The following is a 24,959-nucleotide window of genomic DNA, read 5'->3' on the forward strand; positions in this document are numbered from 1 at the left end:
AATTTTTATAATCTATTCTATCGAACAAACATAATAATAAATGGGTTGACCACCTGAATAAATATCAATTTCAAGCTCTGGATACGCCTCACTAATAACGTCTACAATCTCTTCAGCATCTTGCTTAGTCACATCAGAACCGTAGTACAAAGATAATATTTCAGAATCGTCGTTAATCGTATTTTTAATTGAATCTAAGATAACATTTTTAATTTCTTTACCAACGCCTTTGATTTCACCATCTGCAACTGCTAAATAATCATCTTTTTCTATCGCTAAATCATTAAAAGTAGTATTTCTTACAGAATACGTAATCTGAATAGTCTTGACATTAGAAAGACTTTGAACCATTGCCTGATAATTCTCATCAGCACTTTTATCTCTATCAAATTCCAACATAGCGGTGATACATTGGGGCATAGTTTTTGATGGAATAACATATACATCTTTATCCGAAAGTTCTTTCGCTTGATTTGCAGCCATAATTATATTGCTGTTATTAGGGAAAATAAAGATGTGTTTTGAAGGACAATTTGCAATTTCTTTCATAAAATCTTCTGTACTCGGGTTCATAGTTTGTCCACCCGTGATACTACCATGAATTCCCAAGTCTTTAAAAATATTTACGAAACCATCACCCATAGCAACACCTATAAAACCATAGTCTTCTTCATATGGCAGTTCCGCGTTCACGTCTTTTTTATCTTCAACTTTATCAGCTAATTTGTCTTGATCATGGGCACCTTCTATAATTGTGCTGTGTTGATCCCTCATATTTTCGATTTTAACTTTTTTCAGAGAACCATACTTAAGTGCTTCTTCTAGGGCAGTACCTGGATTGTTGGTATGAACATGTACTTTGATCAAATCATCATCTTGAACAAATACCATGCTATCGCCCATTTTTTCAATAATTTGACGTAATTCTTGTCCATTCATTGAATCGCCTTCGATAATAAACTCAGTGCAATATGCAAATTCTATATCATCAGTATTAATTATATTTTGAGCAGGCATAATAGACTCTTCTTCAGTTTTAATAGCATCAAAGCTAGATTCAACACCTTGCATGGCATCTAGACATCCTTGCAATATACATATAAGGCCTTTACCACCTGCATCAACCACACCTGCTTGTTTAAGCACTGGTAGATATTCAGGTGTTAGTTCTAAAGTTTCTTCACCAATCTTGATTAAAAGTTTCATGAGATCAACAAGTTCCAAATCTTCATGAACATATTCCATACTCTTATCAGCAATTTTTCTAATGACCGTTAAAATTGTTCCTTCCACTGGCTTAAGTACAGCACTATATGCAGTATCAGCAGCATCTTTAAAAGCTATACACAAATCTGTAGAAGTTAACTCAGTTTTTCCCTTACAGCCCTTTGCAAAACCACGAAAAATTTGTGATAATATAACGCCAGAATTTCCTCTTGCGCCCATTAAAGAACCCTTCGAAATAGATTTTGATACTTCTTCAACTGTTTCAAAACTTTGTTTTGTTAGCCCTTCAATTGCAGAATTCATCGTAAGTGACATATTCGTACCTGTATCCCCATCTGGTACTGGGAAAACATTTAGTGAATCTACTAATCCTTTGTTTTTATTTAGCTCTACAGTTCCTTGCTTAAACATTTTGGCAAGCAACTCAGCATTAATGGTTTTAAGTTCCACGTGACTTCCTCCCTGTTACTCCTGTACTTTGACGCCTTCAATGTTTAAGTTTACCTCAAGAACATTTAAGCCCGTTTGCGTTTCAACATTATACTTCACTTTTTCAATGATGTTTTCAGCAACAACAGAGAGTTTAGTACCGTATTGAACGATTACAAATAAATCTATACGAATGCCTTCTTCTTCTACACCAATCTCAACACCTTTCGAAAGATGTTCTCCTTTGAGAATTTTAGCAAGTCCGCTCTTAGCCGATTTATATGTCATACCGACGAGACCATAGCACTCCATTGCAGAAACAGCAGCAATAGTAGCCACGACTTCGCTTTTAATGGTAATATCACCAATTTCATTATTTATCTTTATAGACATGATTTACCTCCTTTATAGACATAACTTTACCATGTTATAATTATTTTAAAGGAATATCCACTTAATATCAAGTTAATAAGGTATGAACACATAAATAATTACAAAAAATACATGGTCAAAACGATTTTTTACTTGAAATATGGTGTCTGCTCTGTTAAAATAAATTTGTTATGTTACGAGTCATTCACTCGAAGGAGGTGTAATAAATGGGAAGATCGTGTGAAGTATGTGGCAAGGGTAAAGTTTCAGGTAACACTGTCAGCCACGCAAATAATCACAACAGAAGAACTTGGTCACCTAACCTTAGAAGCGTTAAAGCTTCTGTAAATGGTGGTACTAAGAGAATCAAGGTTTGCAGCAGATGTTTACGTTCTGGTAAAGTTGAAAGAGCGGTTTAATCAAACGACAAACGCAAAAATTAGGTCATGCACATGCATGACCTTTTTTTAATTTGATTTATACATAATACGATTAATCACTGGATATAATCAGATAACCACTGCCTTCAGTTATATGAACTGTAGCATGTTCTTCTGACAATTCATTACTGATGCCAACAGTCTCGGCAAACTTGATATTTGCTTCATAGAGCGGATACTTAAAACCGCGTAGGTTAACGCCTTTAAAACCGTTTTCTAATGGAATCAACGAAATATAACGCTTTTGCACTAGTACTTCTGGCATTTCTTTATAGTAAGGAGCATCAATTTTTTCAATATAGTTTTGTTCATCTATCAAGATAAAATTTTCTTCTCGTGCAAGTAAGAATAATACGCTTAGCATATGATCTGCTCGCCCACCTAACCCCCCGATAACTACAACTTTATCTAAGGCGTGTCTTTTTACAAGATCAAAGGCAAGTTCTGCATCTGTAAAGTCTTTTTCAGCTGGATACGTATGAACCCGTGCATCAGGCCATAACTCTTTATATACTTCTAAATCAACAATAGAATCAAAATCACCTAAAATCTCTGTTGCATTAATTTTCAATTTGCTTAACAATTGACAACCACCGTCTACACCCAAAACCACTTCAATATGTCGCGGATCAACATACCTTTTAATTTGTTGATCAAGTTCCAAAACGGAGGAATAAGAGCCGTTGAGAGAAATCAACCCCCATCTCATAATCTTTGACGAAAAGCCTTTACAGTTTCATCGATATTGGGTGTATTGAAAATCGCTGAGCCTGCAACAATTATGTCTGCTCCAGCAGTTACTACTTCTCTAACATTGTCTAGATTTATACCACCATCTACTTCGATTTCACAATTAAGTCCCGCATCTTTAATCATTTTTTTAAGACGTACTATTTTATCTGTGGTTGATTTGATATAACTTTGACCACCAAAACCAGGATTTACTGACATTAGTAACACCATATCTAGTTCGGGTAAAATCTCCTCTAATGTATGAATAGGCGTTCCAGGGTTAAGTGTAACAGCAGCTCTTACGCCATAACTCTTAATCAATTGTATTGTCCTATGAATATGAGGACAAGCTTCTATATGCACATTGATGAGGTCTGCACCTGCATCAACAAAGTCTTTAACATACAAGTCAGGATTTTCAATCATCAAGTGAACATCTGTAAAAAGCTTTGTTTTCCCTTTTAACGACTTTAAAATCGGAGCACCAAAAGAGATGTTCGGAACAAAATGCCCATCCATTACATCAATGTGCAGATACTCAACGCCTGCACGCTCTACTTCTTTAACATGTTCTAGCAACCTTGAAAAGTCAGCTGATAATATTGAAGGTGCAATCTTTACCATTTGTTTAATCTCCTTCTCTGTTCAACAATTTCATTATAAATATAAATATAAGCATCATATCTTTGTTTATTAATTAAGTCCTCATTCAAAGCTTTCTTCACTTCACATCCTGGCTCATTTTGATGTAAACAGTTATCAAATCTGCAAAGTTCAGCATATTTTTTAAACTCCGGAAAATAATCGGGCAAATCTTCCGGATCAACTTCAGAAACTGAAAGTGATGTAAATCCTGGTGTATCGACTATGATACCGCCATTTATAATCTCAAAAAGTTCAGAATGTCTTGTTGTATGCTTACCCCTTTTGATTTTCGCACTTACCTCACCAGTCTCAACAGCATAATCAGCGATTGCATTAAGCAAAGAAGATTTACCAGCTCCTGAAGGACCTGAAAACACATTAATCTTACCCGCTAGCGTCTCGATCAACTCATCAACCCCCGCTTTGGATAGTGCACAAGTTTTTAAAACTTTATATCCAGCGGCTTCATAGATCTTCTTATAAGCATCAAAATCAAAATTAACATCCAAATCAGCTTTGTTAAAACAGACAACCACATCAAGCGCTGAATGTTCTGCAAGAACGATCATTTTATCCAAAAGTGTCATATTGGGCATTGGATCCTTAATTGAAAAAACGACTACCGCTTGATCAACGTTTGCTACAACTGGCCGAATTAAACTGTTTCTTCTTTCGTGAATTTCTTCGATCATGCCTAACTTTTTCTCAGCATCATGAACTGAAATCGTAACATAATCACCCACCATAGGAATAATTTTATCATTTTTAAATTTACCACGCGCTTTGCATTCGTAGAGAATTCCATCTCGCTTAACATAATAGAACCCTCCAATGCCTTTGAAAATTATTCCATGTGACATTATTTATACTCCTTAGAATTGTATGTCTTGTTCAAGTCTCACGATATCGCCATAATAAACACGTATTTTTGCATTTCCAGAGCCTTTCACTGTCGTTTGTACTACAATATCTGTTCCTTCAGATTTAGAATGTACTTTTTCATATACAACAGTGTTTTGATCTCCTTGAATCATTATAATCTTTATATTCTCAGTTTCACTTTCAAATTTATCAGTTTCGATTGTAACAGTGAGTTTTAGCTCGCTAGATACCTCTTCAGATGTTGGTTCAGTTGAAGCCTCAACCGTTGTCTCTTCTGGACCACTACTTACGACAACTTCAACAAAAGTACCTTGATCCACTTCAGTTCCTACTCTCGTGTTGGAAATTATTTGACCTTTTTCTATTGTTTCACTTGTTTCATATGTGATGTTTCCAAGTTTTAGTCCAATTGAATTTAAGGTACTTTCTGCTTCTCTTATTGTCTTAGTTTCTAATGAAGGTACCATTACAGTTTTAGTTTCAAGACCTTGACTGACAACAATGTCAATCACAGTGCCTTGAGGCATTTTGATACCAGCTTTAGGTGTCTGACTGATAATCATACCTTCTGGTAAATCGTTAAACTCATAAGTAGGTTCTCCTACAACAAAACCATCATTTTCAATCATCACTTTTGCTTCTGTTAAGGTTTGTTGCTTGACATTTGGTATAATCGATTGAATTCCACCACTACTTATGACAAGTTTAATGGTAAATCCTTCTTTAACTTCATCACCTTCATTATAAGACTGAGAAATAACATGTCCCTCTTCGATATCATTATGAACCCTTTGTTCAGTAGTATCAGCTTTTAGACCAACGTTGTTCAGCTCTCTTATAGCATCTTCGGTTGTCATGTTTATGACATTTGGAACTTGAACAGTGCCTACATCAAAAATATCTTTAAATTTACCAACAGCTACAATACCAAAAACGATCATTGCCAAAACAAGTGCTGCTAAAATGACTAAAGTCATGTTTAGTTTATTCTTTTCAGGTGATGGTGTGTTCCCACTTGAATTTACAGGACTCTTCTTTTGTGGGTTAACAGAATTTGGCGATCTTTTTTTAGTTTGATATGCCATGAGTTCCTCCTCTGTTATTTTCGGTAAAACTGCGGTTTCATGATTATCATAGTGATCAAGTGGAACAACAAAATTTTTGTCTGTACGCAAACTTTTAAGATCTTCAATTAATTCAAGGATAGATTGGTAACGGTCATTGGGCATTTTTTCTGTAGCCTTGAGAATAATTGAAGCCAATCCATCACTTACTGTTTCATTAATCATTTGCGGATTTGGCATCTCATCTTTTATTTGCTTTAAAGCGATAGTAACAGGTGAATCTCCTTCAAAAGGCAAAGTTTTGGTTGCAAGCTCATATAACAATATGCCAAGTGAATAAATATCACTTCTTGCATCTACAAAACCACCTCGTGCTTGTTCAGGTGATGCATAATGTACTGATCCAATTACTTCTTTAGTATTGACGATAGTAGCAGTTGTAGCTGCACGAGCTATCCCAAAATCTGCAACCTTAACGCTTCCATTTTCATTGATCAGAATATTTTGAGATTTAATATCACGATGTACGATTTCATTTTGGTGCGCTTGAGATAACGCCGATCCAATCTGAAGGCCTATGTTTAAAATTGCATCTTCCTTCATGAAACCTTGCATCTTATTGAGGTAGTCTCTTAAAGTGTTTCCATTGACAAGTTCCATCACGATATAGTGAACATCACTATTAAAGCCTACATCAAACACATTTACTATGTTTGGGTGAGACAAACTTGCAGCTGCTTGTGACTCTTTTTGAAATTTCTTAACAAACTCTTCATCCGCATTGAACTCAGGCTTTAAAACTTTCACTGCGACCAATCTATTTAGCACGTTGTCTCTTCCTTTGTAAACAACTGCCATGCCTCCAACACCTAGTATCTCTATAATCTCATATCTATTTCCTAAGTTAGTACCTATTAACTGTGACATTTGTTCCTCCTTAAAGTTCAACGCAAATTACAGTAATGTTATCTTTTCCACCACTGTTATTTGCTGAGTCTACCATCGTTTTGGGAATTTCATCAAACGGTCTACTGTTGACAATTTCCAGAAGTTCATGAGATGTCACCATATTGGTTAAGCCATCAGAACATAAGATAATATGACTAAATTCTTGTACGTTAAATTTTTTTGTAAATATTTCAAACTTTCGATCTACACCAAGTGCACTTGTTATTATATTACGATCCGGATGAATCGCAGCTTCATCAGCACTTATGCTACCTATTTTCACCAATTCAGCAACCAGTGAATGGTCCTCGGAAAGCTGAACCAAGTTACCCTTTTGAACACCATAGCATCTGCTATCTCCTACATTAAAGACCCAAAGTTCATCACCGTAGACACATGCAATGACTGCTGTAGTTCCCATTCCACGACATTCAGGATGACTTTTGACATATTCTAGTATGGCTTCATTTGCTTTGTTTAACAAATTGGGGATATCTCTTTCAAGATCTGGAGAAGTTAGCGCATTATACCCTTCCATAAGTGTAACTGCAGCAATTTCTGATGCAACTTCCCCCGCTTGATAACCTCCCATGCCATCAGCAATTATAAAGATTTCTAAATTTTCATGTATTAAATAGTAATCTTCATTATTTTCTCTTGTGATGCCAACATCTGTAAGTGCTATAGCTCTCATTTTATACCTCTTTAATCGACAACTGTCTATTTATAATTCACATAACATTTAGAGTGTCATTTTTTTCATCTTAGCTATAAAAAAACCATCTGTTTGATGTACACTTGGAAATAGTGTCAAATAGCTTTGATCAGAGATGTTCTCAATTTCAAAGTCTGGATGATCTGATAAAAAAGAATCTACAATTTCCTGATTTTCATGCACGTTTAAAGTACAAGTACTGTAAAGCAAAGTTCCGCCCGGTTTTACATATCTACTTGATATAGATAATATTTCACTTTGAATTGGAACCAGTTCATTTAAACTTTCTAGGGATTTATTATATTTTATATCTGGTTTTCGTCGAATGATACCTAGGCCTGAACATGGTGCATCAACCATCACGATATCCGCCTGCTCAATTAGTGTTTCATCAACCAGCATCGCATCAAACTGCTCTATCTTGATATTTTTAAGATTAAGTCTTTGAGCATTTTCAGAGATCAGTTTTAATTTTTCTTCATGTAAATCTCGCGCAATAACTTGCCCAGTTTGATTTAAAAGTTGAGCTACATGCGTCGTTTTTCCACCTGGCGCTGCACAAACATCTATTATTACATCACCATCTTTAACACCTGCATATTTTCCAACACACATTGAACTTATATCCTGAATTGCAAACGCACCATTTTCAAAGCCTGGAATTTCCTTTACTGAATAACCATTTAGGTCATCAATTAATAGCCCTTCCTCAATAAGTTCTGACTCTTTATATTTTATACCCACTTGATCTAAAGTGAGTTTAAAAGCATCAACAGAGATGCTGTTTGTATTAACTCGTATAGATAATTTAGGTGTCTTATTGCTGCTAAACATTAGTTTTTCAGCAAATGCTATACCATATTGTTCAATCCAAAATGCTACTAACCACTCTGGAAAAGAATACATTATACTCAGATGAGTAATTGGATGTTGTTTGCGATTTGGAAGTTCAATATTTTTACCTTTCCTAATGAAATTACGCAATATCCCATTCACAAAACTTCCATTTGATTGAGAAATACTTTTAGCAAGCTTTACTGACTCATCAACTGCAGCAGATTCTGGTATTTTATCCATGAATTTTAACTGGTAAAAACCCATTCTTAAAATATTGACAACACTTCTATCAATTCGAGTGAACCTTTGTGCAGATAGTTTTCTTATATAATAGTCAAGTAATAGCTTGTTTTCCAAAACACCAAAAACAAGCTGTGAAGTTAAACGTCGATCCGCTGAATCAATCTCATACTGATTAAGGGTTCTCCCCAATACAACATGAGAAAACTCATGCATTTGTTCTATTTCATCTAAAATTCTTAACGATAATTTTCTTGCATTAATTTTCATATATTCTCCTTGCTTATCTGAACCATTATACCAAAGAAACAGTACGAATTTAAGTCATATAAGTGAATTATCAATTATTTTTAATATGTACGCAATAAATAGTGATAAAAGAAGACCACCAAACAAGATATAAGTTATCTTACCTGGTGGCCTTGTGAATAAGAATCAATCTCCTCTTCTATTAAGCAACAACATCCTTACCAATTGGCCAATTGCCATTGCGGCTGCTGCTACATATGTCATTGCAGCTGCACGAAGCACTTTTCTAGCATCTGTATTTTCATCTGAACTTAGTATGCCATACGATTCCATCATATTGATCGCTCTAGAACTTGCGTTAAATTCAACCGGTAAAGTTACCAATTGGAAAACAACAGAAAAAGAAAAGAAAATAATACCAATCGTGATAAATTGCGGCATAGAAAGTATTATTCCTATAAAAAACAAAGGCCATAAAGCTTGAGAGCCTAGTTGAGCAGCAGGTAAAATTGCTGTTCTAAACTTAAGTGGCACATAACCATTTGCATGTTGTAGTGCATGTCCAGTTTCGTGACAAGCGACACTTACCGAAGCAATAGAAGGATTATCATAAACTGGTTCTGAAAGTCTCACTGTTTTGGTTCTAGGATCATAATGATCTGTTAAATATCCTGAAACTCTCTCAATTCTAACATCTGTTAGTCCATTGTTTCTAAGAATCATTGCAGCAGCTTCTGCGCCTGTCAACCCTCTCATATTTCTAACTTTGTGATATTTGCTAAACGTCGATTTCACACCCATACTCGCTAAAGAAGCAAGTATAAAAAGTATAAAAATCATAAAATAACCGCTACCACCGTATAACATAACTTACCTCCTTATATTAGTATTTTTCCTATTTCCACGTCATTTCCTAGTAAAAAAGCCTGCGTTAACATCCTTTTATTACTGCCAAGTTGAAGTTCATCAACTCGTAACACACCTTCACCAGTTTTAACATATATTGCTTTTTTATCTTTGAATACAATTTCCCCTGGCACTGAAGTTTTGAATATATTTATGTCAGATGCACTTAGATTGGAAAGACTGCTAAACTCCTCATTATCTAAATTCTTCGCACTAAAAATCTTGAAAGTTACCTCGTCTAACTGAGTATGAGCTATTGGCCAAGGGTTAAATCCTCTTATTCTATTTTCAATCTGTTTTGCACTCATATGCCAATCGATTCGAGTTACGTTTTTGTCAAGCATCATGGCGTGAGAGCTTTCAGCATCAATCTGTGGTACAGGAATAATTGTTCCCTTTTCAAGTCGTTCCAATGTCTCAATTAACAAATCAGCACCAACTACTGCAAGTTCTTCAAACAACTCACCTGCTGTTTTTCGATCTACTGAAACTTCAGATTTTAACAACATATCACCTGTATCAATTCCCGCTGCCATCAACATCGTCGTTACACCTGTAGTTTCTAAGCCATCAGCGATCGCCCAATTAATAGGTGCAGCACCTCTGTAACTCGGCAAAAGTGAACCATGTACATTGATACAACCAAACTTTGGTATGTCTAAAATCTCTTGAGATAAAATCTGACCATATGCGACTACAACTATTACATCCGGTTTATAATCTTTGATAAGTGTTGGCCAATGTTCTTTTCTAATTTTATCAGGTTGATATACTGTAAAACCAAGTTCTTCAGCAACTAATTTTACAGGTGGAGATGCTAACTTCTTGCCTCTTCCCTTGGGTTTGTCAGGTTGTGTGAACACTGCCAATACTTCATGGTGTTTTGCAACTGACTTTAAAGTCTCTACTGCAAAATCAGGTGTTCCCATATATATTACTTTCATCTAACAATCATCCTTTAAATTTATTTATTCTGCTTTATCTTCTAATACAACTTGCTTATCAATGTATAAGATACCATCTAGATGATCAATTTCATGGCATAAAATTCTTGCCATTAAATCTTCACCCTCTATTTCATAGGTCTCACCATCTAAATCTTCAAACTGAACCGTTACTGATAAAGGTCTTTTTACCATGCCATGTCTTCCAGGTAAACTTAAGCACCCTTCTTCCTCCATCTGCAAACCACTTTGATCAACAATTCTAGGATTTATAAGTGCCATTGGACCATCTTCATCATACAAGTCAAAAACAATTACACGTTTTAAGACACCAATTTGTGGAGCCGCAAGACCAACGCCATCTGCATGGTGCATCGTTTCAATCATATCTTCAACTAAAACATCTAACTTTTTATCAAAAGCAGTAACTTCCTTTGATACTTTTCTTAAGATAGGATCATTATCCGTTCTAATAATGCGAATTGCCATTTGTGCCTCCTAAAAATATAATCTATATCATTATAATATATTTGTTGCGTCTAAATCCATACTTATTTTGCAATTTCTAACCCCTGCGAAGTGTTCTTCCAATGATTTTAATGCCGACTTAATATCATTTACGCTTTCAGGTTTTACTTTAATTAGGATTTGCCATCTATAAACGTTATCTATTTTCTTTAATAATGCAGGATTTGCAGGGTATAATTCAATATCATTTTGTAAACCTTTTTTTAACAATTTTTTTGACAAGTAAACATGGCTTCTTTTCGCATAATTTTCAACGTCTTCAGCTTTACTCGATGAAAAGACTAAATTGATCAATTGATAAAAAGGTGGATATTTTAGAGCTTTACGATAAGCAATTTCATATTCATAAAAAGACTCATAATTTTCTTGATTCAGTGCATAATGATCAGGAGAGTAAGTTTGAAGTATAACTTCACCTTCAAGTTCACCTCTACCCGCTCTACCTGCAACCTGATTAAACAGTTGATACGCACGCTCGGCAGCTTGGTATTGAGGTAAATTTAACAACAAATCAGCGGATAAAATGCCAATGAGGGTAACCTTTCTAAAATCCAATCCCTTAGCAACCATCTGTGTTCCGATTAGTATATCCGTTTCTTCTGCCTCTACTTCTGAGATGATCCGTTCAACACTTCCTTTTTTAGAGGTAGTCGTCTTATCCATACGTGTGATTCTAGCCTCAGGAAAAATCTCAGCAAGTTGTTCTTCAACCTTTTCTGTTCCTACACCAAAAAACTTAAAGTACTTACTTTCACACTTAGGGCATATCTTAGGAACGTATGTCTCATAGTTACAATAATTACATTTTACTGTTTTAGCTCCTTTAAAGTATGTTAATGTCACATCACAATTTGGGCAAGCTAAAGTAAACCCGCAACTTCTGCAAGAAACAAAAGTACTATGTCCTTTTCGATTTAAGAATATGATAATCTGTTCCTTTTTTTCTAGGCGTTCACGCATAGCTTCATAAAGTCTTTCACTTAAAATAGACTTGTTCCCCTTAGTAAGTTCTTGTCTCATATCAATCACTTCTAATTTTGGAACTTGCATATCGTTAAATCTTTGGTTTAATTTGATTAAGTGCTTTTTCTCATTTAAAGCTTCATAATACTCTTTAATAGACGGGGTCGCCGAACCAGAAACAAGGAGCCCTTGGCTTTGGTTAACTCTAAATTTCGCAACTTCATAAGTTGCATATTTGGGCCGTTTTTCAGATCTATATGCAGTCTCGTGACTTTCATCTATAATAATTACACCGATGTCATCACATGGTGCAAAAACAGCTGACCTAGCACCAATTATGATGTCAAATTTTCCTTCTCTTATTCCTTTCCATTGATCATAGCGTTCGCCAGCTGAGATTTTCGAATGCATCAGTGCTATTCGTTCTTCACCAAATCGACTTGCGAAACGTGCTACAATTTGAGGTGTTAGCGATATCTCTGGAACTACCAAAATCGCTTTTTTACCTTGATCAAGAACATATTTAATAAGTTCAGCATAAACTTCAGTTTTACCACTTCCCGTAACACCATGTACTAAAAAATCATTAGATTGATTTGATTCATAGCGCGAAATTATTTCATCGTATATCATCTTTTGCTGATCATTGAGCTTTACACCACTTTTATCAAATTTACTTTTCATAAAAATTGGCATTCTAAGATCATCTTTTTCTTCAATTTCTATAACACCACTAGAGACAAATCCATCTATGACACTTTTAGGAATTTTTAAAGCATCTTGAACTTCAAGACGCTTTACCACTGGATTTTCGACTAGATATTTTGCAAGTTTAAGCTTTGCAGAATGTGATTTAGGAATACTTTCAATATACTGAATTAAATCTCCTGAAACTACAAGCCATTCTACTTTTCTCTCTTTAACATTTTGCTCATAACCATATTCAAGTTCAATCGCACCTAGTGCAAGAAGTCTATTTAGCGCATTTTTTTTTGTTGATTCTTTTAATGCAGCACCAATAGACGAAAATTCCTTTTCACCACTTTGTAACTCGTTAAGAATTTCTTGTTCATTTTTTTTAATTTGATGTGCTTCAAAGTCAAATGCTAGATTTTTAGAATAATAGCGCTTTTGAGTCACTAAAGTTCCAGAGGGTAAAAAAAGTTGTATAGCTTCAGCATAAGCACATAAGGTATCATCGACAATGGCTTGCACACAGGCTAACATATTTTCTGACAAATTGATGCCATCTTGGAAAACATAGTGAATTTTCTTGATCTTAACCTCTTCTCCATGAAGATGAGACTCCGAAATTGCCCAGACGATTCCCTCTATATAGCCTGATGTACCAAATGAAACCAATACTCTAGACCCTATTTTCACTCTACTTATAAAGTTACTTGGAATTTCATAAGTAAAAGTTCTATCAATCTCTGAAGCGTTTCTCAAAATTATTATTTCTGCATACATGTCATCACAATCCTTTAACTGCTTTGTATCTTAGCAACTTTCACTATTAAAAACCCTAGTCTGTATTTATGGTAACAGTCTAGGGTCAGTTTTAATCTGATTATAAATTCTTATAGCTTCTGAAATACTTTATCTAAAATAATAGCGGCTACTTCTGATTTTGCCATGCAATCATAAACATCAGCCGATCCATCTTTATCATATATTGTTATGATATTCGTATCGACATCAAATCCTGCTCCTTTTGCAGTAACATCATTAGCGACTATAAAGTCAAGGTTCTTCTCAACCAGTTTTTTCTTTGCATAAGCTTCAACATTTTGCGTTTCAGCAGCAAATCCCACTAAAACTTGATGTGTCTTAAGTTCACCAACGCGCTTTAAGATATCAGGATTTTTTTCAAAATTCATCTTCATTTGACCGTCGGTTTTTTTGATTTTTTCTTCACTATAATTGACTATTTTATAATCCGAAGGGGCAGCAGCTTTAATAACTACGTCTACCTCTAGATTATCCATAACTGCATCATACATCTCCCTCGTTGATGTCACTGGTATAAAATTAAGTCCTCTTGGGGGAGTAAGTTGTGTCGGTCCACTTATGAGTGTCACATCTGCACCTTGGTCAACAGCTACCTGGGCAATCGCATAACCCATTTTACCACTAGAATGATTGGTAATATATCTCACTGGATCAATTGCTTCTCTCGTTGGTCCAGCTGTAATCAATATGCGTTTTCCTGACAATGGTTTAGACTTGGTAAAATAATCTACAACATTTTGAACGATAAATTCAGGATCAGCGAGCTTACCTGCACCAACATCACCACAAGCGAGCCTACCAGATTCAGGTAAAATCATATGATAACCAAATTCTTGTAATTTCTTTACATTTGATTGCATGATGCGATTTTCATACATCTTTGTATTCATAGCTAGGGCAAAATATACGGGTGCAACTGTTGCCATCAGTGTTGTTGTTAAGAAATCATCTGCAATCCCACCTGCGACTTTACCTATTATGTTAGCTGTAGCAGGTACAACGAGGAACAAATCCGCTCTCTTTGCAAGTGATATATGTTCAACATCCCAAGTTTTGGGATCTTCAAACATATCAGTAACAACATAATTTTGAGAAATAGATTGAAAAGTCAGTGGCTGAATAAACTTAGTGCTATGTTCAGTCATTATCACATAAACATTTGCACCTTGTTTCTTTAAACGACTGACTACATCTGCTGCTTTATATGCTGCAATTCCGCCAGTTACCCCTATGACAATATTTTTTCCATTTAACATAATGGGTTCCTTCCTATCTAGATACGGTCTTGTGGCTCTTCAGGAATATTGACTTTTACTTCATCATGCATGATTTCATCAATTGCAATAGATAATGGTTTTTCAATATCAAAATCGATTGAATCATCATCTCCGTTAATTATAAATCTCGCTCTTTTAGCAGCAACGATACAAAGTGCGTAACGATTACCTACCTTTTCAATTAATTCATCGATTGATGGCTTTAACATTATTTTTCCTCCTTAAATCTACAAACAATTTCTTCTATATCGGCGTTAACACGGCATTTTTCTGCAGTTATAATCGCCTGTAATGTATCAGTAGCATTTGTAACTGTATCATTTACGATAAAATAATCGTAATTTTTAATAAGTTCAATCTCACTAACAGCACTTGAAAGCCTTTTTTTAAGACTCTCTGGTGTCTCGGATCCCCTACCTTCAATACGTGTTTTTAACGTTTTCATCGAAGGCGGTAAGATAAAGACAAAAACACCTTCAGGATATTTTTTCTTAACTTGGAGCGCACCTTGAATATCTATTTCTAAAAGCACATTATTTCCTGCGGAAATTTGATCTACAACAAAATCTTTAGGTGTGCCGTAATAATTATCATAGACACAGGCATGTTCTAAGAAACCGTCTTCTTCGATAAGTCCAACGAATTGATCTCTGGATAAAAAATGATAGCTAACCCCGTCAACTTCTCCATTTCTAGGTTGACGCGTTGTAGCTGATACTGAAACTAAAATACCACTGTCTCTCTTAAGTAGCTCTTTACATATAGTACCTTTTCCAGCACCGGAAGGTCCAGAAACAATGATCAATAACCCCTTGCGATTCATACACACTCCCTTTATCTACTCAATATTTTGAATTTGCTCTCTAATTTGTTCAATATCACTTTTGAGTTCGATGACTAGGTTAGATATGTCGATATCTGGAGATTTCGACCCGATTGTATTAATTTCTCTATTTAATTCTTGAACTAAGAAGTCTAGTTTTCTGCCAACAGGTTCAGTCGAAGTCAATATTGTATCAATTTGCTCTAAGTGAGAATATATTCTTACAATTTCTTCATTGATATTAGTTTTATCCGCATAGATAGCGATCTCGTTGGCTAACCTCATCTCATCAATCTCAGCTTTCATATCAAGTAGCAAATCTGAAATTCTTTCTCTAGTCTTAGCACGATAATTTTCGACAATCCTTGGTGTGTGTACTTCGATTGCAGATAAAGTGTTTTTGATGTTTGCAACTTTGCTTAAAATATCACCGCGTAGTTGTTCACCTTCAAGTGCTCTCATCGCTACTATTCTATCAATCGCTTGATCTATAGCAGGTTCAATAGCAAGCCAATAATCTTCCTCACCTCTCTCAAGATACGAAACCTCGATTCCCTCTTGCACACGTGTGAGCATAGATAAATTCAGATCATCTTTAATCCCATAACGACTTTGGATTTCTTTATAAACTTTTACGTATTTATCCAATACTTCAAAATTCGCCGAAACTTCGTAATTATCGTAAGCCTTTTCTTCTAAGTTGACATATACATCGATGCGACCACGCGAAAGTTTGGCTTTAATTTTATTCTTCATTCGATCTTCGAAAACATTGAGTTTCTTCGGCATCTTGATGATGATGTCGCAATATCTATTGTTGACTGACTTAATCTCCAAAGTCACATCAAATGCTTCGTTACTAAATTCGCCACGGCCAAAACCCGTCATGCTATATATCATTATAACCTCCAAAATCTTTACATCATTAAATTATAGCATAATTCAATTTGTTTATTCAAGGAATTTGACGAAACAACATGATATTGTGATATTTACCCCGATTGATGATTGTTTAAATTAATGTTATACTTTCAGATGTAACTTTTACATTCATAAAGGAGGCCAATATGGCATTTGACGGTCTACTCATGCACCAACTAAGCTCAGAGCTACAAACGCTTTTGGTTGGCGGTCGTATCGACAAGGTATTTCAGCCTGAAAAGGATGAACTCACTATAAATATAAGGGGCAACTTAGGAAATCAAAATCTATTTATCTCAGTTGATTCCTCAATGCCTTTCATCACTTGTATCTCTGATAGAAAAGAAAACCCGCAAGCGCCACCAATGTTTTGTATGCTCATGCGTAAACACCTCACCGGCGGTAAAATTCATGCAGTTGAGCAAATTGATTATGAACGTGTTTTTGTCTTCACTATTGAATCTAAAAACGAACTCGGTGATCCAGAGATGAAAAAACTCATCGTAGAGATTATGGGTAAACACTCTAATATTATTTTGACCAAAGAAGACTTTACAATTATTGATAGCATCAAACGCATCACACCAGATATGAGCAGAGTGAGAAGCATCCTACCTGGATTAGAATATACATTTTTAGAAACTGAGAAAATTTCTTTTTCAAAGTCAAATTCTGAAATCATAGCGCATTTAAAAAAACACGCGAATACACAAAAACTATACAAATCTTTTTATGAAAATATTCAAGGCTTTAGCCCACTTGCCTCAAAATGGTTATGTAGACGTTTAAATCTTGATCCCTCAATGGCATTTGACGCACTTGTTGATGCTGACTATGCACGTATGGGCGCTTTTTTTGATGAATTAAGAATCCCAACAAATCAAGATGGTAAAGGCTATGTGTATTATGATCATCAAGAAAATGCAAAGATGATTTATTATATGGATAACATGGATCCACTGTTAGTCTCTCACTCTTATCCAACATTGATACGAGCAGTTGAAAAGTTTTATCTTCGTACAAATCGCGAAAATAAAATGCATCAACGTACGCAATCACTTAAAAAGTTAGTGGCACAACGTATCGAACGTTATACAACAAAACTTGCAAAACAGGAGCTTGAACTTATTGATGCAGAAAATGCAGATGATGCACGAAAAATTGGTGATTTAATATTATCAAATATCTATGCGATCTCTAAAGGTATGAATAGAATTGATCTTTTGGATTATTACGTAGACCCACCTGTTATGAGACAGATAGAACTCGATACACGACTTGAACCTTCAGAAAATGCACAGCTTCATTTTAAAAAATATAACAAACTAAAAAACGCACTTCTTGAACTAACGCGTCAAATTGAAGATACGCGTGCCGATGTTGTTTATCTAGAAAATGTATTAACTCATCTTGAGCACAGTGAAGACATGAAACTTGTTGATGAGATAAAAGATGAGCTCATTGGTCAAGGATATATTAAAGGTAGACCTCAGAAAAAAGCACACAAAACTGCAAAACTTAGTTACAAGAAATACCAGTCTAGTTCAGGCTTTGAAATATGGGTTGGTAAAAGCAGTTTACAGAACGATTTAATTACTACAAAACTCGCATCAAACAAAGACATGTGGCTTCATACAAAAGATATACCTGGTTCTCATGTGCTCATAAGAACTGGAGGAAGTACACCTGATGAACAAACCCTGTATGAAGCTGCTATGATCGCTGCTTTCTACTCAAAAGCAAGGGAATCAAGCAACGTTCCAGTGGATTACACTTTAATCAAGAACGTATCTAAGCCAAGTGGTGCAAAACCTGGTATGGTGATCTACGTTGGCAATAAAACGCTTTATGTTACCCCTAAACACGAAATGATAGAATCGCTTGAAATCCCTCAAAAACATTAAGGAGAATTTGATTATGAATCAAAAAAAAAATCCTTTACTCATTATTTTGATCTTGGTACTTGCATGTACTGTCATAGCCATAAATTTTTGGGAAATTAATCTAAGAAAGAATACTTTAACAATTGGTTTAACCCCTCAGCAAATGACGTTACTAAGCAGTAAAGTACCTTTTGATCTTGGAGATCCTTTTAAAGTCAAACTTGTTACTTACGAGACTGAACAAGCGCTACTGCAAGCTATCTATGCTAAAAAAGTTGATGTATATATTCTAGATACTTACCGCTATATAGAACAGTTTGCCAAGCTCCCTGGTTCAAGAGCAGTCTTTGGTATCCCAAGCGATTATTTTCTCATTACCCTTTCAGACGAACAAGTTAAAAGACCACGAGTTGGGATGCTAAGTAACAGTATTTCAGAACATCTACTCAAGGGAAAAGTATATTCCGAACATCTATATAGTGATTACAAAGAATGCTTGCAAGCACTTAATAATGGGCTTATAGATCAAGCTGTCCTTCAAGAAAGATATGTCGACGAATCAAAATTTAAAGTGCTCTCTAAACTGAGCTCACTTGGCTATAAAGAAGACCTATTAATCGTCTCTACCTCTTGGCTTGAAAAAAACGATGATGAAGATCTTGCGCTTTTAAATAATATTGCTTCTATGTATGAAATGAATCTCGAAAAACCTAATGAGACACAATTGGTTGATGTCATGACAGAACTTTTTACATCGGAAAACATTCCAACAAGATACTATTACAAGGACCTCGTTTATACAACTGGTTTATAAAACTGGTTATAAAACTTTAAAAATTCATTTTAAGATACCGTTTTGTTTATATTTTATTCATAATTATATTCTATACTCAAATGTATAAGATAAAGTGCATTATTAAACAGGTTGGTGAATTATGACTCAAGAAAATCGATTTAACACAATACAAGTATTAGGCTTGATTTTAGCTGTTTTAGGGCTAATCTTCGTTGCCTTTCCAACAATTATAGGTATTTTTGCTGTCACTGTTATTACTTTGATGTTTCTTGTCATAGGCTTCTTTGCAATGACTTTTGCAATTTTTGTTAAGAGTCGTTTATCGATGCTTGTAAGTTTAGTAATAATTGGTGTTGGTTTTTATGCACTTGCAAATCCACAATACGTTCTTTTTCTAATCGGACTCGCTTGTATGTTTGCTGGTGTAAATGGCGTGGTTTTAACTTTCTCAAAACTTAAAAATAAAAATGAAGGTACTATAATCTCTTCAATCTTGTTGATGCTTTTGGGGGTTTTTGCCATGATCAATACAAAAGCAGCTCTTTCAACTGTTGTAATGATTCTAGGTATTATCATTGTCATTATGGGGATTATTGTATTTTTCGTAGGGACAACGTTACCTAAGAAAAAAAATAAGACTTTCTTTTATTCCTTCACCTCTGCGTCATATGCTCACGATAATGAAAGTGACAAACCTAAAACAAGCAACAGAGTAATTGTTAATATAGACAATGATGACGTTGAAGAAATTGAATACAAAGATATTTAATTAGATTCTAAAAATGGCTACACGCTTCTTACTGAAGTTGTGTAGCTTTTTTACTTTTTTGTAGACAACAAAATAGTGATTATTCTATAAATACATGGTAAAATAAAATAAATTTTGATAATTTTGAATTGTCACATAATTCGTCGTTGCTTTTATCTTACTTACAAGGGGTGTCTACTATGAAATTTAAATCTTTATCAATGCGTTTCTTTATTTCAATACTTATTTTTTATGCGGCAATGGTTGGACTGAGCGTTATGAAGGTGGAAATTTTAACTCTATCTTTATCTATGCTTGCATTATTTCTAGTTCTAGCTTTTCTGTATCGCCTGTACATCAACAAGCAAGTTAAACTGGTCTCAGACTATCTCGAAAAAATTGGTACTGGAGATGTAACAGCAACACTTGATCATCACGTATCATATGAACTCAAAAAAGTGACGGATATAGTTGCTCAGTCAAATAAAAGTACAAAGACAATTATCGGGAAAATGCTAACAACATCAGAACAATTACTTAACTTGATCGAAAAAATCAAGCATTCTGGGGATGACATGGAAAATTCTTTCACACTTGTTTCTAGGAATATCAACGAAATCTCTAATTCCATAGATAATATGTCTAAAGAGTCTTTAGATATGCAACAAGAAGCTGAACAAATGCGTGATGAAATGCAAGTTGTTTCAAGCAATTCCGAGACTGCAGAAGATATTGCAAAACTAATGAAAGCCAATTTAGATATGAACAACAAAAACACACTAGATCTTATCAATCGCATGAAATCTAGTGCTGATAGAAACACACAAATTTCTCATGAAGTTGCACAGTTACAAGCTGAAATGAACAAAATTATAGAAATTGTAAATGTAATCAGTAATATTTCCTCTCAAACAAACTTATTGGCACTCAACGCGTCTATAGAAGCTGCCCGTGCTGGCGAAGCTGGTAGAGGCTTTGCAGTAGTAGCAGATGAGGTGAGAAAACTTGCCGAGCAATCTAACACCTCCTCAGAAGGTATCAGTAAGATGATAGATGAAATAGTACATAAAACTGAGCAAATTACTGTTAAAATCACTAATGAAGTTAAAAATGCAAACGACAATGTCGCTTTTGCCGATGAGTCAAATGAACTTTTAACAGTTAGTTATGAGTCTGTAGATAACACCATTGATATTATTAAAAACATCATCGATCAGATTGAACATCAAAGTAGTTCTACAGATGATGTTTACAAACTCATTAAAAATATCTCTGAAGAAAGCCAAGAAGTTACTGCTAATGTGGAAGAAACGGCTGCCTTAACTGATGTGCAACTTTCAAACCTCAGTACAATTGTTTCATCTTTAGAAAATTTACTAGCGATTTCAAACGATCTTGGCGCTGTTGTAAGCGAATATAAGAAAGGGTTGGTAATAAGTCCAGAGGTAAAATCCAAAATTGATCAATCATTAAAGTTTTTAAAAGAACAAGCAAACAAATTTTCAGCTAAAAATATCAAAGAAATTAACAACACGCATTTAGCAGAAGTTAAAAGAAAATCATCTGATTATGAGCTGGTAGCACTCTTAGATGCAACAGGAACAGCATTTGCATTTTCTCAAGATGTTGGTGTTTCAAAACTTGATGCCTCTCATAGACCGTTCTATAAACAAAGCATTTTAGGAAACGATTATCATTCTGAACCTTATATCTCGTCTATTACAAATGATTACTGCGTCAGCGTCTCTACTCCCATTAGACAAGAAGGGAAAGTTACAGGTATTCTAGTACTAGATCTCACCATCTAATTAATCACCATTTAGGTGCACTTTAAAACTACATGATAATTACAACATCAACTGCATCGGTGTGTGATGAATAAAAAAGGAGCGACAAAATGATTGATCAGATCATTTATGTCGCTCTTATTTATAGCCTTTTCTAATTTTGATAAATACTTACTTCACTTGCATCGTCCATTTCTTCAAGCTTTACTTTTACTACTTCTTTACTTGAGGTAGGGACATTTTTACCAACATAATCCGGTCTAATTGGTAATTCTCTATGTCCTCTATCCACCAAAACTGCAAGTTGAATTGAACTTGGACGTCCATAATCTATGATAGCATCCATTGCCGCTCTAACAGTTCTTCCCGTATAAATAACATCATCTACCAGAATCACTATTTTTCCATCGATTTTAAAATCCAGTACCAATCCTTTAACATCTGGCTCATAACTCTTTAAAGACAAGTCATCTCTGTAAAGGGTTATATCAAGTTCGCCAACAGGTAACTGTTTCCCTTCAATCAAAGCGATCTTACTCGCTAAGCGATGGGCTAAAGGAACACCTCTTGATTTGATGCCAATTAAAACAACATCTTCGATTCCTTTGTTTTTCTCAATAATTTCATGTGCCAATCGTGTCAATGATCGATCGATCATCTTGTCATCTAATAGTTTAGCCTTGAATTCCATAACAGCTACTTCTCCTATCCTTTAATTAGTTCATTCATTATTTCAATCCCTGACATTTTCTCAAAAGTTCTTGAAAATAAAATGGGATATCAGAATCAAAAGTCATTAGTTCCATTGTTGTGGGATGTACAAATCCAATTTTTTTAGCGTGAAGCGCTTGCCCATCGTGTTTAACACGTTCATTCTTTTGTCCATAAATAGGATCACCAAGAATAGGATGACCAATAGACGCCATATGAACTCTAATTTGATGCGTCCTCCCCGTCTCAAGTCTCAATCTAACAAACGTATGGTATTTATACCTTTCAATCACTTCAAAATGAGTAACCGCATTTCGGCCAGTACTGATAATAGCCATTTTTTTTCTATCTTGAGGATGACGACCAAGCGGTGCATCAACAGTACCACTCTCTTTACTTATCGTACCATTTACTATAGCAATATATTTTCTAATTGTCGTTTTTTCTTTAAGTTGATGCGCCAACCACTCATGTGATTTATCGTTTTTAGCTACCATAAGAAGCCCCGATGTATCTTTGTCTATACGGTGTACAATACCTGGACGGATAACACCATTTATAGTCGATAACCTCTCTGATATATACATAAGCGCATTTACCAATGTACCTGTATAATTCCCTGGAGCGGGGTGTACAACCATGCCCTGAGGTTTATTTACGATAATGACATCATCATCTTCATATATGATCTCTAGTGGAATGTTTTCAGCTGTAATTTCCAAGACTTGAGGATCGGGAATTTGAACTTCTACCTCGTCATCAATTTTAACTAAAAACTTCTTAACTGTATTAACAGTTCCATTGACACTTACATGACCTTCTCCAATTAATTTTTGAATATAATTTCTTGAGAGATCTTCAAGTTCACTACTTACAAATTGATCCAATCGCATTTCTTCAGTTTCACATATTAAACTAATTTTATTGTTCATTTTACCATCCTAATTTTTCTAATGTCTTTTTATTATATCCACTATCAAAGATTTAATCAATTTATTACAATAAAAACGCATACTTCTATTTATTATTTGATATAATATTTCAATAGTTGTGCATTTTGATTGTACAACATCCTGGAGGAAAAATGGAACTACAAATTGAAATTAAAAGAGTTATACGAATTGCTACTAGAACCGGTAGAATTATGCTTCAAAATGGAGCTGAAACATATAGAGTTGAAGATACTGTTAAGCGGATGGTTGAATCGAGGGTTATCTCATCTAAAAAATTTGAAACTGTAAATGTTTTTGTTATTCCTACTGGGATTATATTAAGTGCGGATTATGAAAATGAAACTACCACTGTTTTAGAAAGAGTTTATCCCGAAGGCATTGATCTCGAATGTATAGATCGTGCCAATGAATTTTCCAGAAAATTTACTAATGGTATTATGAGCTTAGAACAAGCCGAAAGCGCCCTCGAAGAACTTTCAAATCCACCAAAATTCTCTAAAGTTATCCGTATTTTAGCAAGTGGTATGGGTGGTGGCTTTTTCATTTTTCTTTTTGGAGGCACTCTAACTGAGTTTTTCTTAGCCTATATTGCATCAGCGGCTACTATTTTATGTATGGATGGTCTCGCGTCTAAACACCTTAATTTTTTTATCAAAAATATCATTGGTGGTTTTGCAGCATCGCTTTTAGGTGTTATCTTAGTGCAGTTTACCCGATGGATTGGCTTTGAAGCAAACCTAAACATCGTCATCATTGGACCTTTAATGACACTTGTTCCAGGCGTTTCATTAACCAATGGAATACGCGATTTGATCTCAGGTGAATTACTCGCCGGAAGTGCAAAAATTATGGAAGCCTTATTTATCGCAATCGCACTCGCTTTTGGTGTTGGCATGGTTCTACAATTTAGCTTGAAACTTATATAAGGAGGCGACATATGGTTTATATTTCACAAGCAATTTACTCATTTCTCAGCGTCGTCGGATTTTCAGTTTTATTTAACTTACCTCGCAAATTGATATTTGCAGCGAGTATATCTGGTATGTTTGGTTGGTTACTTTATTACTTTTTCCAGTCATTTAGCACAAATTTCATCGTCCCAGCCTTTGTAGGATCAATAGTGGTAGGACTCATTGGAGAAGTCCTTGCTGCAGTAAAAAAACATCCCGCTACAATTTTCACTATCCCTGGAATTATTCCATTTGTTCCAGGCTATGGTATATATTACACCATGCTTCATATTGTAGAGAAAGACTTTGATTTGGCTTTAACAACTGGTGCAGAGTCTCTATTTATAGCGATCTCTATTGCATGTGGTATTGTTCTAGCAACTTCATTTGTTAGGATAATTAAGCCAAATATAGAAAAATTGTTGCGCTAATTTCAAATTATATTTAAAATATTCGCATCTTAAAAAATGGGCTGTT

At 34.9% G+C, this 24,959-nt stretch carries 25 protein-coding genes; 7 read left to right on the forward strand and 18 right to left on the reverse strand.

Annotated features, from left to right (window positions below):
- Window positions 1-12 precede the first annotated feature (12 nt).
- Both QE109_RS00850 and QE109_RS00855 read right to left on the reverse strand, forming a co-directional pair.
- Window positions 13-1,677: a DAK2 domain-containing protein gene (locus QE109_RS00850; RefSeq protein WP_281092467.1), complete on the reverse strand. Its 1,665-nt coding sequence runs from the start codon at window positions 1,675-1,677 to the stop codon at window positions 13-15.
- 15 nt (window positions 1,678-1,692) lie between these two features.
- Window positions 1,693-2,049, reverse strand: a complete 357-nt coding sequence (locus QE109_RS00855) for an Asp23/Gls24 family envelope stress response protein (protein ID WP_281092468.1) — start codon at window positions 2,047-2,049, stop codon at window positions 1,693-1,695.
- A gap of 206 nt (window positions 2,050-2,255) precedes the next feature.
- Here QE109_RS00855 and rpmB point away from each other — a divergent pair, with 206 nt between their 5' ends.
- A complete protein-coding gene (rpmB, locus tag QE109_RS00860) occupies window positions 2,256-2,447 on the forward strand; it encodes a 50S ribosomal protein L28 (RefSeq protein WP_281092469.1) in 192 nt (63 codons plus the stop codon).
- A gap of 73 nt (window positions 2,448-2,520) precedes the next feature.
- On the opposite strand, the gene QE109_RS00865 is transcribed toward rpmB, so the two are convergent.
- The 14 genes from QE109_RS00865 to QE109_RS00930 form a co-directional block, all read right to left on the reverse strand.
- Window positions 2,521-3,132 (reverse strand): thiamine diphosphokinase, encoded by a 612-nt coding sequence (locus QE109_RS00865; protein ID WP_281092470.1) that lies wholly within the window; start codon window positions 3,130-3,132, stop codon window positions 2,521-2,523.
- A gap of 41 nt (window positions 3,133-3,173) precedes the next feature.
- On the reverse strand, window positions 3,174-3,824 hold the full coding sequence (gene rpe, locus QE109_RS00870) for a ribulose-phosphate 3-epimerase (protein ID WP_281092471.1): 651 nt from the start codon (window positions 3,822-3,824) through the stop codon (window positions 3,174-3,176).
- Window positions 3,818-4,705 (reverse strand): ribosome small subunit-dependent GTPase A, encoded by an 888-nt coding sequence (gene rsgA, locus QE109_RS00875; protein ID WP_281092472.1) that lies wholly within the window; start codon window positions 4,703-4,705, stop codon window positions 3,818-3,820. Before rsgA ends, rpe begins: the two co-directional genes overlap by 7 nt.
- A gap of 12 nt (window positions 4,706-4,717) precedes the next feature.
- Window positions 4,718-6,718: a Stk1 family PASTA domain-containing Ser/Thr kinase gene (pknB, locus tag QE109_RS00880; protein ID WP_281092473.1), complete on the reverse strand. Its 2,001-nt coding sequence runs from the start codon at window positions 6,716-6,718 to the stop codon at window positions 4,718-4,720.
- Between the two features lie 10 nt (window positions 6,719-6,728).
- Window positions 6,729-7,433 carry a Stp1/IreP family PP2C-type Ser/Thr phosphatase gene (locus QE109_RS00885; RefSeq protein WP_281092474.1) on the reverse strand — a complete coding sequence of 235 codons (705 nt, stop codon included), beginning with the start codon at window positions 7,431-7,433 and terminating at the stop codon, window positions 6,729-6,731.
- 48 nt (window positions 7,434-7,481) lie between these two features.
- Complete coding sequence (rsmB, locus tag QE109_RS00890) at window positions 7,482-8,801, reverse strand: 16S rRNA (cytosine(967)-C(5))-methyltransferase RsmB (RefSeq protein WP_281092475.1); 1,320 nt, start codon at window positions 8,799-8,801, stop codon at window positions 7,482-7,484.
- Between the two features lie 165 nt (window positions 8,802-8,966).
- Window positions 8,967-9,647, reverse strand: coding sequence for a zinc metallopeptidase (locus tag QE109_RS00895; protein WP_281092476.1), 681 nt, complete (start codon window positions 9,645-9,647; stop codon window positions 8,967-8,969).
- 11 nt (window positions 9,648-9,658) lie between these two features.
- Window positions 9,659-10,630 carry a methionyl-tRNA formyltransferase gene (gene fmt, locus QE109_RS00900; protein ID WP_281092477.1) on the reverse strand — a complete coding sequence of 324 codons (972 nt, stop codon included), beginning with the start codon at window positions 10,628-10,630 and terminating at the stop codon, window positions 9,659-9,661.
- A 24-nt stretch (window positions 10,631-10,654) separates the two neighbouring features.
- Window positions 10,655-11,119, reverse strand: coding sequence for a peptide deformylase (gene def / locus QE109_RS00905; protein ID WP_281092478.1), 465 nt, complete (start codon window positions 11,117-11,119; stop codon window positions 10,655-10,657).
- A 30-nt stretch (window positions 11,120-11,149) separates the two neighbouring features.
- Entirely contained in the window at window positions 11,150-13,591 is a 2,442-nt protein-coding gene (priA, locus tag QE109_RS00910; protein WP_281092479.1) for a replication restart helicase PriA, read from the reverse strand.
- Window positions 13,592-13,701: 110 nt separating this feature from the next.
- The gene (coaBC, locus tag QE109_RS00915) at window positions 13,702-14,889 is read right to left on the reverse strand and encodes a bifunctional phosphopantothenoylcysteine decarboxylase/phosphopantothenate--cysteine ligase CoaBC (RefSeq protein WP_281092480.1); all 1,188 of its coding nucleotides are present in this window, start codon (window positions 14,887-14,889) and stop codon (window positions 13,702-13,704) included.
- A 17-nt stretch (window positions 14,890-14,906) separates the two neighbouring features.
- Window positions 14,907-15,119, reverse strand: a complete 213-nt coding sequence (gene rpoZ / locus QE109_RS00920) for a DNA-directed RNA polymerase subunit omega (RefSeq protein ID WP_281092481.1) — start codon at window positions 15,117-15,119, stop codon at window positions 14,907-14,909.
- The gene (gmk, locus tag QE109_RS00925; protein ID WP_281092482.1) at window positions 15,119-15,733 is read right to left on the reverse strand and encodes a guanylate kinase; all 615 of its coding nucleotides are present in this window, start codon (window positions 15,731-15,733) and stop codon (window positions 15,119-15,121) included. The genes rpoZ and gmk overlap by 1 nt, the downstream gene beginning before the upstream one ends.
- A 15-nt stretch (window positions 15,734-15,748) precedes the next feature.
- A complete protein-coding gene (locus tag QE109_RS00930) occupies window positions 15,749-16,633 on the reverse strand; it encodes a YicC/YloC family endoribonuclease (RefSeq protein ID WP_281092483.1) in 885 nt (294 codons plus the stop codon).
- Between the two features lie 167 nt (window positions 16,634-16,800).
- Between QE109_RS00930 and QE109_RS00935 the strand changes: the two genes are divergently transcribed.
- The 4 genes from QE109_RS00935 to QE109_RS00950 all read left to right on the forward strand — a co-directional run bounded on the left by QE109_RS00935 (window position 16,801) and on the right by QE109_RS00950 (window position 21,889).
- Entirely contained in the window at window positions 16,801-18,558 is a 1,758-nt protein-coding gene (locus QE109_RS00935; protein WP_281092484.1) for an Rqc2 family fibronectin-binding protein, read from the forward strand.
- A 13-nt stretch (window positions 18,559-18,571) separates the two neighbouring features.
- Window positions 18,572-19,351, forward strand: a complete 780-nt coding sequence (locus tag QE109_RS00940) for a substrate-binding domain-containing protein (RefSeq protein WP_281092485.1) — start codon at window positions 18,572-18,574, stop codon at window positions 19,349-19,351.
- 121 nt (window positions 19,352-19,472) lie between these two features.
- Window positions 19,473-20,102, forward strand: a complete 630-nt coding sequence (locus tag QE109_RS00945; protein WP_281092486.1) for a DUF308 domain-containing protein — start codon at window positions 19,473-19,475, stop codon at window positions 20,100-20,102.
- A gap of 179 nt (window positions 20,103-20,281) precedes the next feature.
- Complete coding sequence (locus QE109_RS00950) at window positions 20,282-21,889, forward strand: methyl-accepting chemotaxis protein (RefSeq protein ID WP_281092487.1); 1,608 nt, start codon at window positions 20,282-20,284, stop codon at window positions 21,887-21,889.
- 133 nt (window positions 21,890-22,022) lie between these two features.
- Here QE109_RS00950 and pyrR read toward each other — a convergent pair whose 3' ends face one another.
- Window positions 22,023-22,559 carry a bifunctional pyr operon transcriptional regulator/uracil phosphoribosyltransferase PyrR gene (pyrR, locus tag QE109_RS00955; RefSeq protein ID WP_281092488.1) on the reverse strand — a complete coding sequence of 179 codons (537 nt, stop codon included), beginning with the start codon at window positions 22,557-22,559 and terminating at the stop codon, window positions 22,023-22,025.
- Window positions 22,560-22,596: 37 nt separating this feature from the next.
- A complete protein-coding gene (locus tag QE109_RS00960) occupies window positions 22,597-23,511 on the reverse strand; it encodes an RluA family pseudouridine synthase (RefSeq protein ID WP_281092489.1) in 915 nt (304 codons plus the stop codon).
- A gap of 152 nt (window positions 23,512-23,663) precedes the next feature.
- On the opposite strand from QE109_RS00960, the gene QE109_RS00965 reads away from it, so the two are divergent.
- Together QE109_RS00965 and QE109_RS00970 are read left to right on the forward strand one after the other, a co-directional pair.
- The gene (locus QE109_RS00965; RefSeq protein WP_281092490.1) at window positions 23,664-24,458 is read left to right on the forward strand and encodes a threonine/serine exporter family protein; all 795 of its coding nucleotides are present in this window, start codon (window positions 23,664-23,666) and stop codon (window positions 24,456-24,458) included.
- 11 nt (window positions 24,459-24,469) lie between these two features.
- The gene (locus QE109_RS00970) at window positions 24,470-24,913 is read left to right on the forward strand and encodes a threonine/serine exporter family protein (protein ID WP_281092491.1); all 444 of its coding nucleotides are present in this window, start codon (window positions 24,470-24,472) and stop codon (window positions 24,911-24,913) included.
- Window positions 24,914-24,959: the final 46 nt, after the last annotated feature.

Origin of the sequence: Fusibacter bizertensis, from assembly GCF_029914245.1 — a bacterium.
Taxonomy (GTDB): Bacteria; Bacillota; Clostridia; order Peptostreptococcales; family Acidaminobacteraceae; genus Fusibacter_C; species Fusibacter_C bizertensis.